This is a genomic window from Shewanella sp. UCD-KL21 (assembly GCF_001957135.1).
Classification (GTDB): Bacteria; Pseudomonadota; Gammaproteobacteria; order Enterobacterales; family Shewanellaceae; genus Shewanella.
The window spans coordinates 218,851-232,007 of the sequence record NZ_MPHK01000002.1 but is presented as its reverse complement, the minus strand read 5'-3'; the positions used below and the strand labels follow the sequence as shown (position 1 = coordinate 232,007).

General features: G+C 42.3%; 12 protein-coding genes and 1 tRNA gene. 8 read left to right on the top strand and 5 right to left on the bottom strand.

Annotated features, from left to right (window positions below):
- Positions 1–4 precede the first annotated feature (4 nt).
- From trpB to BM739_RS02930, 5 genes are all read right to left on the bottom strand, one after another.
- Positions 5–1,210, bottom strand: a complete 1,206-nt coding sequence (gene trpB, locus BM739_RS02950; protein ID WP_076537102.1) for a tryptophan synthase subunit beta — start codon at positions 1,208–1,210, stop codon at positions 5–7.
- A gap of 73 nt (positions 1,211–1,283) precedes the next feature.
- Positions 1,284–2,735 carry a bifunctional indole-3-glycerol-phosphate synthase TrpC/phosphoribosylanthranilate isomerase TrpF gene (gene trpCF / locus BM739_RS02945; protein WP_076537100.1) on the bottom strand — a complete coding sequence of 484 codons (1,452 nt, stop codon included), beginning with the start codon at positions 2,733–2,735 and terminating at the stop codon, positions 1,284–1,286.
- Positions 2,735–3,775, bottom strand: coding sequence for an anthranilate phosphoribosyltransferase (gene trpD / locus BM739_RS02940; RefSeq protein ID WP_076537098.1), 1,041 nt, complete (start codon positions 3,773–3,775; stop codon positions 2,735–2,737). The genes trpCF and trpD overlap by 1 nt, the downstream gene beginning before the upstream one ends.
- The gene (locus BM739_RS02935) at positions 3,775–4,392 is read right to left on the bottom strand and encodes an aminodeoxychorismate/anthranilate synthase component II (RefSeq protein ID WP_076537335.1); all 618 of its coding nucleotides are present in this window, start codon (positions 4,390–4,392) and stop codon (positions 3,775–3,777) included. The genes trpD and BM739_RS02935 overlap by 1 nt, the downstream gene beginning before the upstream one ends.
- A 38-nt stretch (positions 4,393–4,430) precedes the next feature.
- Positions 4,431–5,981: an anthranilate synthase component 1 gene (locus BM739_RS02930; RefSeq protein WP_139326804.1), complete on the bottom strand. Its 1,551-nt coding sequence runs from the start codon at positions 5,979–5,981 to the stop codon at positions 4,431–4,433.
- A gap of 476 nt (positions 5,982–6,457) precedes the next feature.
- Here BM739_RS02930 and BM739_RS02925 point away from each other — a divergent pair, with 476 nt between their 5' ends.
- The 8 genes from BM739_RS02925 (at position 6,458) to BM739_RS19985 (ending at position 13,133) form a co-directional block, all read left to right on the top strand.
- Positions 6,458–7,318 (top strand): PHP domain-containing protein, encoded by an 861-nt coding sequence (locus BM739_RS02925; protein ID WP_076537096.1) that lies wholly within the window; start codon positions 6,458–6,460, stop codon positions 7,316–7,318.
- Positions 7,315–7,935, top strand: coding sequence for an L-threonylcarbamoyladenylate synthase (locus BM739_RS02920; protein ID WP_076537094.1), 621 nt, complete (start codon positions 7,315–7,317; stop codon positions 7,933–7,935). Before BM739_RS02925 ends, BM739_RS02920 begins: the two co-directional genes overlap by 4 nt.
- A 241-nt stretch (positions 7,936–8,176) precedes the next feature.
- The gene (locus BM739_RS02915; protein WP_076537092.1) at positions 8,177–8,965 is read left to right on the top strand and encodes a ScpA family protein; all 789 of its coding nucleotides are present in this window, start codon (positions 8,177–8,179) and stop codon (positions 8,963–8,965) included.
- 33 nt (positions 8,966–8,998) lie between these two features.
- Entirely contained in the window at positions 8,999–9,586 is a 588-nt protein-coding gene (gene scpB, locus BM739_RS02910) for an SMC-Scp complex subunit ScpB (RefSeq protein WP_076537089.1), read from the top strand.
- The gene (gene rluB, locus BM739_RS02905; protein WP_076537086.1) at positions 9,587–10,459 is read left to right on the top strand and encodes a 23S rRNA pseudouridine(2605) synthase RluB; all 873 of its coding nucleotides are present in this window, start codon (positions 9,587–9,589) and stop codon (positions 10,457–10,459) included. It begins immediately after the preceding gene.
- Between the two features lie 254 nt (positions 10,460–10,713).
- Entirely contained in the window at positions 10,714–11,049 is a 336-nt protein-coding gene (locus BM739_RS02900) for a hypothetical protein (protein ID WP_076537084.1), read from the top strand.
- 132 nt (positions 11,050–11,181) lie between these two features.
- Positions 11,182–11,272 (top strand) — tRNA-Ser (locus tag BM739_RS02895).
- A 511-nt stretch (positions 11,273–11,783) separates the two neighbouring features.
- A complete protein-coding gene (locus tag BM739_RS19985; protein WP_083698045.1) occupies positions 11,784–13,133 on the top strand; it encodes a GGDEF domain-containing protein in 1,350 nt (449 codons plus the stop codon).
- Positions 13,134–13,157 lie beyond the last annotated feature (24 nt).

Sequence of the window (13,157 nt, the reverse complement as noted above, 5' to 3'; positions counted from 1 at the left end):
TTCCTTATTTCGCAGCATCAGCTGAAGCACGTTGTTCTAAAATATCCGAGACGGTGAAAATATCTTTATCACCACGGCCTGAAAGGTTAACCACTAAAATGGTTTCTTTGGTTGCTTCTTTTGCTAATCGCACAGCATAAGCAATCGCGTGAGCTGACTCTAATGCTGGGATAATCCCTTCGGCGCGAGCCAATAACTGGAAACACTCTAAGGCTTCATCATCGGTTGCTGACTCATATCGAGCGCGGCCAATTGAGTTTAAGTAAGCATGCTGTGGGCCAACAGATGGAAAATCAAGACCTGCTGACACTGAGTATGATTCTTCAATTTGGCCATCGCTATTTTGCATTAGCGGCGCTTTCATACCAAAGAAAATACCGGTTTTACCGTGCTTTAACGGCGCGCCGTGCATTGGCGTATCAATGCCTTTACCTGCCGGTTCAACGCCAATAAGCTCAACGTCTTTTTCATCAATAAAGTCAGCGAACATGCCAATGGCGTTTGAACCACCGCCGACACAGGCAATCACTGCGTCTGGTAAACGGCCTTCTTTTTCAAGAATTTGCTGTTTAGTTTCTTCACCAATCATGCGCTGAAATTCACGTACAATTGTCGGAAATGGATGCGGCCCAGCAGCTGTGCCTAATAAGTAATGGGCTTTGTCATAACTTGCAGACCAGTCACGCATGGCTTCATTACAAGCATCTTTAAGGGTGCCTGAGCCTGAGGTGACAGGGATAACTTCCGCGCCCATTAACTTCATTCTAAATACGTTAGGTGATTGACGCTCAACGTCTTTCGCGCCCATGTAAACTTTACATTTAAGCCCTAATAACGCACAGGCTAATGCCGATGCCACGCCATGTTGGCCGGCTCCGGTTTCTGCAATTATTTCTTTTTTACCCATACGTTTTGCAAGTAATGCCTGACCTAATACTTGGTTAGTTTTATGGGCGCCGCCGTGGAGTAAGTCTTCACGCTTTAGGTAAATTTTTACCATCGGGTTAGGGCTTAAATTACGGGTTAATGTCAGCGCGGTTGGGCGGCCTGCATAGTTTTTCAGTAAATCAGTAAACTCTTTTTGAAACTCAGGATCTTCTTGAGCATCAACAAAAGCAGTTTCTAGTTGCTTAAGAGCAGGTACTAGAATTTGTGGCACATACATGCCGCCATATTCACCAAAATAAGGGTCTAACTTAAGCTTTGTCATGGGTATTCCTTAATGATTCTGTTTAATTTTGTTGTTTAGCAGGCGCTTTGCCATTCAGTCTTGCCTAATGGCACTAATTCTTTCTAATGGCGTTAAAGGCTAAATTAATTTTGTGTGCATCTTTAATTCCGGGCGCAGATTCAACCCCTGAATTAACATCTAAGCCATAAAAGCCTTGCTGGTTGGCTTCAAATATGTTTTCGGGTGTCAGCCCACCTGCAAGCATGGCGTTATCTCGTTCAGCCGCTGTAATTGCTGATGAGTCGAGTAACCCTTGCCAGTTAAATGTCTCGCCAGTGCCACCAAATCCAGCACTGTTTTTACTGTCGAATAAGTATCGGTCACAGCCTTGTGGTTTATCGCCAACGGTATTGGTGCTGCTGTCTACGCTCACCGCTTTCCAAATTTGGCAATCAAGCTTTGCGCTTGCAAGTAATTGTTTAAGCTCGCTAATGTCGGCGCTGGTTTCATTGCCGTGTAATTGCACGACCGACAAACCAACAGCCTTAACGGTTGCAACGATTTCTGCATTGGCTTGATTGACAAATACGCCCACAAAATGAAGTCCAATGCCTGCTTGCTGGCTTTGGTTAACAAGTTCTGCCGCGTGTTTAACGCTGACATGGCGTGGGGATTTGGGATGAAAGATTAATCCGCCAAATACCGCGCCCGCTTGAGCCACGGCTTTAATGTCTTCAATACGGGTTAAACCACACACCTTGTTATTGCCAAAAATAAGCTGACGACAGGCTAAATCAATATCATCTTGGGCCATAATTGAACTGCCAACAAGGTAGCCATCAACCAGTGGGTTTAATCGCTTAACTTGTTGGTTGGTGTAAATACCAGACTCACTAATAATAACTCGGTCAGCTGGAATTTGCGGTGCTAAGGCTTCTGTCATGGCAAGGTCAGTGCTTAAGTCACGCAAGTTACGGTTATTAATACCGATAATAGCGGCATTAAGTTCAATTGCTCGGTCTAACTCTTGTTGATTACTGACCTCGGTTAAGGCATCTAAATTGTATTTTACGGCTTCAGCGGCTAAAAGTTTGTACTGCTCATCATCAAGTACTGACAGCATTAATAGCACCGCATCGGCGCCTTGATGGGCTGCGAGCTTGATTTGGTAAGGGTCAACAAAGAAGTCTTTACACAAAATTGGTTGGCTTACTCGGGCACGCACTAACGGAATATAGTCGATATCGCCTTGGAAAAACTGTTCATCGGTTAATACTGAAATACCGGCGGCATATTTGACATAAATGTCGGCAATGGCTTCAACATCAAACACTGGGCGAATGAGTCCTTTAGAAGGACTGGCTTTTTTACATTCAAAAATATAACCGGCATTAGGCTGCTTGAGTGCATCAAACAAACTACGGTCTGACATTTTGGGCTGCAAACTGGCTTCAGGATAGCGCAATTTTAATGAGGCAATATGCGCCACTTTGGTATCAACAATCTTGGTTAATACGTTTGATTCTTTATCTGCTGTAGTCGCGCCAGAGTTAGTTGTGGTCATTATTTCGCATCCTCTTGTTGGCTTGCTGCAGCGAGTTGGGTTAATACCTCATAGGCTTTACCACTGTTAATGGTTTCAAGTGCTAACGCAGTGCCTTGCTGCACTGTGTCACACACTCCGCTGACATAAAGCGCGCAGCCTGCATTAATGGCGACAGCGTCGCGATGAGCAGGTTGGCCTTCACCTTTTAAAATTGCTTGGGTGATTAGGGCGTTGTCACTTGGCTCACCGCCTTCTAAGGCTTTAATGTCTGCAGGCTCAACACCTAAGTCTTGTGGGGTTAATTTATAAAAACGAATTTTACCATCATTGAGCTCTGCCACTTGGGTTTCGCCGTGTAACGCCACTTCATCTAAACCGCTGCCGTAAACCACCATTGCGCGTTTCACACCTAAGGCATCAAGCACATTGACAATCGGCGCGATAAGTTTTGGTGAATACACCCCAAGTAACATGGCTTCAGGTTTAGCCGGATTAATTAATGGCCCAAGAATATTAAAGATAGTGCGGGTTTTAAGGGCTTGCCTTACAGGCACGGCATGCCTTACACCGGCATGATAATGGGGCGCGAATAAGAAACACAAACCAAAATCATCAACACATTTACTAGCATATTCAGGGCTCATGGTTAACGCTATGCCGCAGTGCGATAGCACATCAGATGCGCCCGATTTACTCGAAACGCCGCGGTTACCGTGTTTAGTGACTTTTGCTCCTGCAGCTGCAGCAACAAAAGACGCAGTAGTAGAGATATTAATGGTGTTATGACCATCGCCACCTGTGCCAACAATATCCACTACGCCTTGGCTTAACGACGAGGCGCTTCTTGGGAAAGGTTTAGCCGCTTGACGCAGTGCATCTGCAGCACCTGTTATTTCATCAATGGTTTCGCCGCGCATTTTGAGCGCCACTAACATGCCCGCCATGGCGACAGGGTCCATTTCACCAGCAACAATAGCACTAAATAATTGCGCACTTTGGCCGCGAGTAAGGGCATTACCTTGGTATAACGAGTCTAAAAGTGGTTGTAGATCTGCCATTACAGGGCTCCTTTTACTGGCGTATCAACATCTGCTGACGTTTGAGTTAGGTAGGTAAGCGTTTGCGTTAATAAAGTGCTGCCTAAGGTGGTTAATATTGATTCTGGGTGAAATTGAAAACCCACCACTTTATCTTGAGGATGCAAAATAGCCATTGGCATATCATCTGTACTGGCAATAACCTCTAAACATGGCGGCACTTGAGTGGCAACTAGGCTGTGATAACGGGCAACGGGCAGTGGTGAAGGCAGGTTAGCGAACACACCTTCGCCATTATGAATGGTTGGACTGGCTTTACCATGCACCACAAAAGGAGCGCGCTCAACTTTACCGCCGTAATGCTCAACCATGGCTTGATGACCCAGACAAATTCCCAACATAGGCACTTTACCCGCCACTTTTGCAATAAGCTCCATCATGCAGCCAGCTTCGTGAGGCGCACCGGGGCCGGGTGATAACACTAATGCGGCTTGACCGTTTTCGCTTATTAGCTTTTCTGCTAAATAATCTGCACTGACATCATTACGATAAATCATCACTTCAAAACCTAAGCAGCGGAATTGATCCACTAAGTTATAGGTAAATGAGTCGAAGTTATCGAGTAAATACAATTTCATATTATGGTCTTGGCTGGCAGTTGTGTTTAAAAGAGTGCTCATAGTCCGCCTCCCATTTTAATCGCTGAAATAACGGCTTGTGCTTTTTGACGGGTTTCGTTGGCTTCAGCTTGGGGATCGGAGTCAAACACCACACCTGCGCCAGCTTGAATATGGGCAACATCATGTTTAACAAAGGCTGAGCGGATCACAATACAGGTATCCATATCACCTAAACCATTAAGGTAACCGACAGCGCCGCCATAACTGCCACGACGAGCTTGTTCAGCTTGTCTAACTAACTGTGAAGCACGAACTTTAGGCGCGCCAACTAAGGTGCCCATATTCATACTGGCTTGATAGGCATGTAGCGCATCTAAATCTTCGCGTAATTGACCTGTCACGCGACTCACCAAGTGCATCACGTGAGAGTAGCGGTCAACTTTTAATAACTCGGCCACTTTACGGCTGCCGCTTTGACTAATGCGGGCAATATCGTTACGGGCCAAATCCACTAACATTAAGTGCTCAGAGAGCTCTTTTTTATCAAGGCGCAGTTCAAGCTCAATACGGCTATCTAAATCAAAATCAATCTGACCATCGGCAGTTTTACCACGTTGGCGAGTCCCCGCAATTGGGTAGATTTCAACTTGATTGGTGGCGGCTTCATATTTAAGGGCACTTTCAGGTGATGCGCCAAATAAAGTAAAATCAGGGCCGCGAAAATAAAACATATATGGACTTGGGTTAGTCAGTCTTAATGCGCGGTATGCACCTAGAGTATTAGGGCAAGGCAAGCTAAAACTGCGTGAGGGGACAACCTGAAAAATATCGCCGGCAACAATGTGCTCTTTTAACTCAACTACGGTTTGTTTAAAGGCTTCATCGCTGATATTGACTTGAGTAGGGGCATCAATACTGACCAATGGTGCAACTGCTGTTAATGTCTGGCAATTAGCTTTAAGCTGAGTCACTCGCTCAAGCAATGATGTGGCCTGAGCTGCACTGTCGAAAAATTGGTGGGTGATAATATCGGCTTGCTGAGTTTGATGGTCAACCAAGATTAAGGTTTCAGCTAAATAAAATAAGTAATCAGGGCAATCGTTGTCGGCATTGGGAACATCAGGTAGCGGCTCTACCGTATCAATCAAGTCATAGGCCAACACACCGCCTAAAAATAAGTCCTCAAAAGCATCACTTTGATCCGTTTGAATGTGCTGGACAAACATTCTTAAGCCATCAAGGGGTGAAGTGGACTTTAAGCGCGCATCTTCATCTTGTAACTCTTTGGCTTTAGCAAGTTGAATGGTAATAACATTATCTTGGCGTTGCTGCTCACTGTACTGGAAAAAGTCACTGATGGGCGCAAGTAAGCTGGCGCCGTTATCGGTTAATGCTGTAAAGGTGAGCTGGTAACCATCACAGCGGACCATCATGGCTGCATGGGTTAATACGATACTTTTGAGATGGTCTTTGCTTTCTATTTCAGCTGACTCTAACAACATAGTATGAGGCGCGTTAGCAGTAATATGCTGATAAAGACTAAGCGGGTCAGCGTGATACGCCAATGGCTGCTTTTGGGTTACCACGTGGGCAAATTGATGTTCCATGATGCTTATTGCGCCTCCCTTATAGTGTGCTTTTTCATACTCTGTTCTCTTCATTTTAGCTTGGTTTGCGTTAGATTTATTGGAGAGTGCAAGCCGTAAATAGCAAAAAAGCCCACATCTCTGCGGGCTTTTTAGTAAAATCTTGTGTTATTTAAATAACCACAACGCTTCACACCACCCGTTAATTTGGGAAGTGCCACCACCAACTGATGTTTAATGCGTTAAAATGTGTCATTTAAATTAATATCTCTTTAAGTCATTTGCAGGTCATTTCACTGCGAAGTCATTTATAATGGGTTTTATATTCTGTAACTAGCTATAGAAGACCTTAGCTGGCTTATAAAGTCAATTGAATATTTCTCAAATTTATTATTTTTTTGCAACCAGTGGCTAAAGCAGTAGCAATTTGATGTATATGTAGCAAATAAACACTAGATGGCTAAGCATTCTAACAAAGTTTAAAGTACAATAACCTAATGATAACAGACACCCTATTGGCCGATCTTCACAGCCACACGACCGCATCTGACGGCGTACTCACTCCAGCTGAACTTGTTGAACGTGCCATTGATAAAGGCGTGCAAATGTTCGCTATTACTGATCATGACACCGTTGCTGGATTGGCTGAAGCGCATCAATACAATAACCAACATCCCACGCCGTTAAAACTGATTAATGGCGTTGAAATTTCAACCCGTTGGAATAACTTTGATATTCATATTGTCGGTTTAAATATGGATATTACCAATGCTGCGCTACTGGCGTTTTTAACAAACCAACGTGAATTACGTGAGCAACGTGCTAAAGAAATTGGTATTCGTTTAGCTAAGGCCGGTATTGAAGGTGCGTATGAAGGCGCACAAAAATTTGCCGCAGGCGCTGCTATCAGTCGAGGCCATTATGCACGCTGGTTGGCTGAAAATGGCTATGCTAAAGATATGCCTAGTGTTTTTAAACGTTATTTAGCCCGTAATAAAACTGGTTATGTTCCCAATAATTGGGGCGATATGGCCAGTGCCATTGATATTATTCACCGTAGTGGTGGCGTTGCGGTATTAGCTCACCCAAGTGGATATAAGCTATCTGCTAAATGGCTTAAAAAATTAGTCCGTGAATATAAAGAAGCGGGCGGTGATGCGATGGAAGTCGTATTAGGACAACAAAGTATTGATGATAGAGCCAACTTGGTCGCATTAAGTCATTTGAACAACCTGATGGGTTCAATTGGCAGTGATTTTCATTTTCCAAGTAATTGGATTGAGTTGGGTAAAAATTTATTCCAACCTGCTGGGATACAGTGGGTGTGGCAAGCAGAATCTTGGACGGAGCGAACATGAGCCAATTTTTTTATATACATGATGAAAACCCACAGGCGAGGTTGATTAGCCAAGCGGTTAATATTTTAAAGCAAGGTGGGGTGATTGTTTACCCTACCGATTCAGGTTATGCACTGGGCTGCATGATAGGTGAAAAAGATGCCATGACCCGTATGGCGCGCATTCGTAAAATCGATAACGACAATAACTTTTCGTTAATGTGTCGCGATTTATCTGAATTAGCCAATTTCGCTCGAGTGGATAATCAAGCTTACCGCTTATTAAAAAGCTGCACACCTGGGCCGTACACCTTCATCTTTAAAGCCAGTAAAGAAGTGCCGCGCCGTCTACAATGTGACAAGAAGAAAACCATTGGTATTCGTGTGCCAAACAATTTAATTGCACTAGCATTATTGGAAGCATTAGAAGCGCCAATTATGTCTACCAGTTTAGTGATGCCAGATGCAGAATTTGCCGAGTCAGATCCTGAGCATATTCGCGATATTTTAGAACACAATGTCGATGCCATTATTCATGGTGGTTACCTTGCTGAAAATCAAACCACGGTTATTGATATGTCAGAAGGCGATATCGATATTATTCGCCAAGGCGCCGGCGATACCAGTATTTTTGAATAACCCTTGCAAGTGTTGAATGCACAAGTTTGTTTGATAGTGGTTTCAACCACAGTCAATAGTGCGTATAATCGCGCGTTTGGTAATTTCTCGCTAAAATTAAATGCAGATATGTTCTGAATACTCAGTCGATATAAGTTTAATCTTTGTGAAATACAACAAATATAGCCACACAGTAGGAATGTAGTTTAATAAGTTATTTGACTTAGAAAACTGATTTTAATCATTAAATTAAGGAACGACAATGCAAGGTATCCAGAAAAGTTTACCTTTAGCGGTTGTTCGAGGCGAAGCGTTTGACGCAATGCCCAATGATTTATTCATCCCTCCTGAAGCCCTTGAGGTGTTTTTAGAAACATTCGAAGGCCCGCTAGATTTATTGTTGTACTTAATTCGTAAGCAAAAGCTCGACGTTGTTGACTTACCAATAGAAAAAATCACCAGCCAATATTTAGCTTATATTGAAATTTTAACCGAAGCGCGAATAGAGCTTGCCGCTGATTATTTAGTCATGGCAGCCACATTAGCCGAGATAAAGTCACGACTACTGTTGCCTAAAATGGCAACCGAAGAAGACGATGATGAAGATCCTCGGGTAGTGTTGATTCGTCAATTAAAAGCTTATGAAGTTATCAAACAGGCATCAGCTGATTTAGATGAACTTCCGAGGCTCGAGCGAGATGTATTTTTAGCGAAAGCGACACTCTCGCCCAATGTAAAACCTATGGTGATGCCACCGGAAGTGTCTTTAGTTGATATTGCTCAAGCATTTTCAGAGGTACTCAAAAGAATTGATGCCAACGAACATCACCATGTAAAACGCGAGCTACTATCGACCCGTGAACGCATGAGTCAGATATTAGCTTTACTATCGACCGAGCATTATGTGCCATTTACTGATTTATTTGACATCAGTGAAGGCCGAGCTGGTGTGGTAGTGAGCTTTTTAGCCTTAATGGAACTGGTTAAAGAGCTATTGGTTGACTTGGTTCAAAACGAGCCGTTAACCCCCATTTATGTCAAAGCGTTTTAAGCTGCATTGCACAAGATACGAGAAAGGATGACCATGCAAATAAACACGATTCAATTAAAACAATTAATCGAAGCCAGTTTATTTGTCTTGGGTAAACCACTAACCGTAAAAGCATTAAAAGACACAGTATTAGTGAAGTTTGATGTCTCTCGAGCACGCATTAAAGAATGCCTCGATGAATTACAACAAGATTATCAAGAGCGTGGGGTACAACTGGTCGAAGTGGCTGGTGGTTATCGCTTTCAAACCCAAGAGCTGTTAAGTGAATTCTTACAACCATTGTGGCAAGAGAAATCCCCTAAATATTCACGTGCGACCTTAGAAACCTTAGCAGTCATTGCATACAGGCAACCAGTTACTCGCGGTGATATTGAATATGTAAGAGGTGTGGCCGTCAGCAGCCACATAATAAAGAGTTTAGCTGATAGACACTGGGTAAAAACAGTGGGTCATAAAGAAGTGCCTGGGCGACCAGCACTCTATGCCACCACCAGTGAATTTTTATCTTATTTTGGCTTGAAAACCCTAGCAGACTTACCGTCGCTATCGGATGAAGAGTCATTGCAGGCGTTATTTGAGAAAGTCTCAATGGCGCCACAACAAACAGAAGAGTCGAACTAGATGAGCGAAAAATTGCAGAAAGTCTTGGCCCGTGCAGGCCATGGCTCCCGTCGTGAGATGGAGGCATGGATTGCTGCAGGCCGTGTTAGTGTAGACGGAGAAATTGCCAACTTAGGTGATCGCGTTGAAGCAGAAGCTAAAATCCGCATCGATGGCCGTGCTATAACCATCAAAACCGAAGATGACATTATTTGTCGTGTGTTGGCATACCATAAGCCAGAAGGTGAAATTTGTAGTCGTAAAGATCCTGAAGGCAGAACAACGGTTTTCGAACGTTTACCGACAATACGTGACTCACGTTGGGTAGCAGTAGGGCGTTTGGATATCAATACTTCAGGTTTATTGTTATTTACCTCTGATGGTGAACTAGCTAACCGTTTAATGCATCCATCAAACGAAGTTGACCGTGAATATGCGGTGCGCACATTTGGTGATGTACCAGAAGCGGCTGTTCAGCGTCTTCGTAAAGGCGTGACATTAGAAGATGGTCCTGCCAACTTTGACACCATCAAAGCTGCTGGTGGTGAAGGTCTTAATAAATGGTGGCATGTGACCCTAAAAGAAGGGCGTAACCGCGAAGTTCGCCGCTTATGGGAATCACAAGAAGTACAAGTTAGCCGTCTTATCCGTATTCGTTACGGCATGGTTGAGCTACCTAAGTCACTACCACGTGGCGGTTGGGTTGAGCTGGATATGGAGCAAGTGAACTACTTGCGCCAAGTTGCAGGCCTAGAGCCTGAAACTCGCACCATGTTAGGTACTGATAAACACAGTGTCGCTCGCGCTAAAGTGAAAGGCGCTAAGATCCGCCGAGCAGTGCGTAAGCACAAAACTACCGCAGCGCGTCCTAAATCAAACCGCCAACGTAGTTAATACATTTAACGCTAGCGTTTGTTTGAACTTAAAGGCCACATAATGTGGCCTTTTTTATACCCTAAATAGTATTACTTCCATCTGCTTATTGAAAAGACCTATAAAAACGCACTGTTATTTCAACCCTTTGTCGTGTTTTGTTATTAATCTCATAATTGGCTATTGCTTACTTGAAACTGTGAAAACTGCTAACTATATTTAGTGTTGATGGTTTTTTCATCAATTACGTACACTTACAGTTAAGGGAGTATTCAATGAAAAAGTTAATCGGTGCCATCTTTATTTGCCTTATCTATGGCTGTGCTTCATCGCCAGCAACCTGGGAAGGAATGTCAGAAAGAGATATTGCAGATTGGAAAGCAATAGGCTTTGATGCAGCTAAAGCTCAAAAATGGAGTAAAAGTGGCTTTAATGCTGAACAATCACAGCAATGGACCCAAGCGAGCTTTAATGTTGAGTCTGCAGCAGAGTGGTCAAAAGAGAAATTTAACCCAGAAGAAGCGGGGACATGGAAACAGTCAGGGTTTGAATTAGAAGATGCCATAGAAGATCGAGCAAAAGGCCTAACCCCAGTAAAAATGGATAACTAGTATCAGATTACAAATAGTGAGTACGAAATAGCAGCATAAACCACAAAGTTGCTGCCGAAATAGCCAAACAGAAAGATTATGACAATTTATGCTTTACACCAGACAGTGAGATAGCTATTATCTCGCTCGTTCGGAGAGATGGCAGAGTGGTCGAATGCACCGGTCTTGAAAACCGGCATGGGTTTGTAGCCCATCTAGGGTTCAAATCCCTATCTCTCCGCCATATTCAAGACGAAAGGCTCATCAGAAATGATGAGCCTTTTTTCGTTTAAGTGACTAATAAAATTAAAATTTAATGCTATAAATCTAAAATTGCTTTTATTGACTAGTGTTTTAAATGCCTGTTTTATAGTCACTTATCTGCTTTGAGAAGATTGACTCAGTCAATATCCCTGCTTTTGCATCAGCAGAGCACCAAATAACGTGTACTTCACTCGTATCTGCTTAGCCAAATCGTTACGCGATAAAGGCTTTCCTTTTGATATTAAAGTTTCTTCGTTGATATCTTTCATTGTAACAGCTGAGCAATTATCGTTGTCGTCATGTCCAACATTATATAGTGGGTTTTAAGGTTGTCGGCCATTTTTTAAAGGTGCTAATTATTGTCATATGGCATTTACTCTAGAACAGACCTCCACCAATTAATCACAACTTTTCAAGTACAAGCTGCTATGTTTATTAGTATGAATGATTTAGGTACCCATGTACTAAGATGAAATTATAAAGGATTTATAATGTTAAATGCTCATATTAATCAAAGTGATATCACAGGCGAAGTGTCTGGTGCATTTTTACTTTCGGTTATTCGTTCATTCAATAATACCATTATTCTTCCTGCTGCTAGTCTCGATATTCAACCAAGTAATATTGAACCCAATAGATGGTACCCTTATTCATACCTAATAAATATTCTTAACACTATTAAAGATATATCTCCTTCTGCGTATGTTCTATTTCAAGCTGGAGTTAACTTTGCAAGTATATGGGTTGAACAAAGTCTTGGCGGATATATGGTTGATTCAGGCGTCGACTGGCTTTATAAAAGCGACGAAAGCGGTTTCAACTCTGTTGTTTGTGGAGGGAGTAGAAACGAGGTTGGTTGGTGTCGCCTTCTATCAATGGATGAGATAACAGGCATTGCAGTTTATGAGAACGTAATGCCATTCTTACCCGATTATCTTAAAGGCTTTTTTTACGGCGGTGCTACCCTAGTAGATGATATGGAGTATGTAGAATCTGAAATAACGTTATCAGAACCTTATGCACCCAATCCACTATTGATAAGAACGATAGTTACCATAAGATTCAGATTAAAGTCAAAAGACAATGCTGAAAGTTTAGATACCCGAATCAATAATTTAGACCTTGGGTCAACTTTATGTTTGACACCAGAAGAAGTGCAAAGTGTGATTTGGCAAAACAAAGCACTGAAGTATAAGGCAACATTAAGAGAAAGTTATATAAATGAATTAGAAACGATGATGCTTGAAGCTCGTGAAATTCTAGCTAAACATGAAGAGATGGCGGTAGATTTGAATGCTATATTTTTAGAACGCACTAAAGAACTTCAAAAAATGGCCATTATTGATTCCTTAACTAATTTATATAATCGACGACATTTCGATCAAATTCTTTTTTCAGAATTTAATCGCGCAAAACGTGAGAAGCGTTCTTTTGTAATTGCAATGTTAGATATAGATTACTTTAAAAAATACAATGATACATATGGACACCAAGCGGGGGATGTCGTATTACAAAAAATTGCACAAGTCTTGGTAAAGCATAATAATCGCGCTGGTGATTTTTCTTTTCGCACGGGAGGTGAAGAGTTTGCCATTATCACACAGCTAAATAATAATGAAAATTACATAGATTACTTTACTCATATTTGTAAAAGTGTTGAAGACTTAGCTATAGACCATAGTGAAAATATTAAATATAAATGTGTCACGATTTCAATCGGTGTTATAGAAGTTAAAAACTATGAACACCTCGATACTGACAAACTCTATAGACTGACAGATGAGCAGCTATATAAAGCAAAAAGTAATGGAAGAGATCAAGTTGCTTCAGATATTATTTAAAATAATTAGGGTCAGGTACTGAGG

Bases quoted from the DNA above. Each gene is read 5' to 3' on its own strand.
- BM739_RS02920 (WP_076537094.1), top strand. From the start codon at position 7,315: ATGAGCCAATTTTTTTATATACATGATGAAAACCCACAGGCGAGGTTG.
- trpD (WP_076537098.1), bottom strand. From the start codon at position 3,775: ATGGCAGATCTACAACCACTTTTAGACTCGTTATACCAAGGTAATGCC.
- BM739_RS02915 (WP_076537092.1), top strand. From the start codon at position 8,177: ATGCAAGGTATCCAGAAAAGTTTACCTTTAGCGGTTGTTCGAGGCGAA.
- rluB (WP_076537086.1), top strand. From the start codon at position 9,587: ATGAGCGAAAAATTGCAGAAAGTCTTGGCCCGTGCAGGCCATGGCTCC.
- BM739_RS19985 (WP_083698045.1), top strand. From the start codon at position 11,784: ATGTTAAATGCTCATATTAATCAAAGTGATATCACAGGCGAAGTGTCT.
- trpB (WP_076537102.1), bottom strand. From the start codon at position 1,210: ATGACAAAGCTTAAGTTAGACCCTTATTTTGGTGAATATGGCGGCATG.
- BM739_RS02930 (WP_139326804.1), bottom strand. From the start codon at position 5,981: ATGGAACATCAATTTGCCCACGTGGTAACCCAAAAGCAGCCATTGGCG.
- trpCF (WP_076537100.1), bottom strand. From the start codon at position 2,735: ATGACCACAACTAACTCTGGCGCGACTACAGCAGATAAAGAATCAAAC.
- scpB (WP_076537089.1), top strand. From the start codon at position 8,999: ATGCAAATAAACACGATTCAATTAAAACAATTAATCGAAGCCAGTTTA.
- BM739_RS02925 (WP_076537096.1), top strand. From the start codon at position 6,458: ATGATAACAGACACCCTATTGGCCGATCTTCACAGCCACACGACCGCA.
- BM739_RS02935 (WP_076537335.1), bottom strand. From the start codon at position 4,392: ATGAAATTGTATTTACTCGATAACTTCGACTCATTTACCTATAACTTA.
- BM739_RS02900 (WP_076537084.1), top strand. From the start codon at position 10,714: ATGAAAAAGTTAATCGGTGCCATCTTTATTTGCCTTATCTATGGCTGT.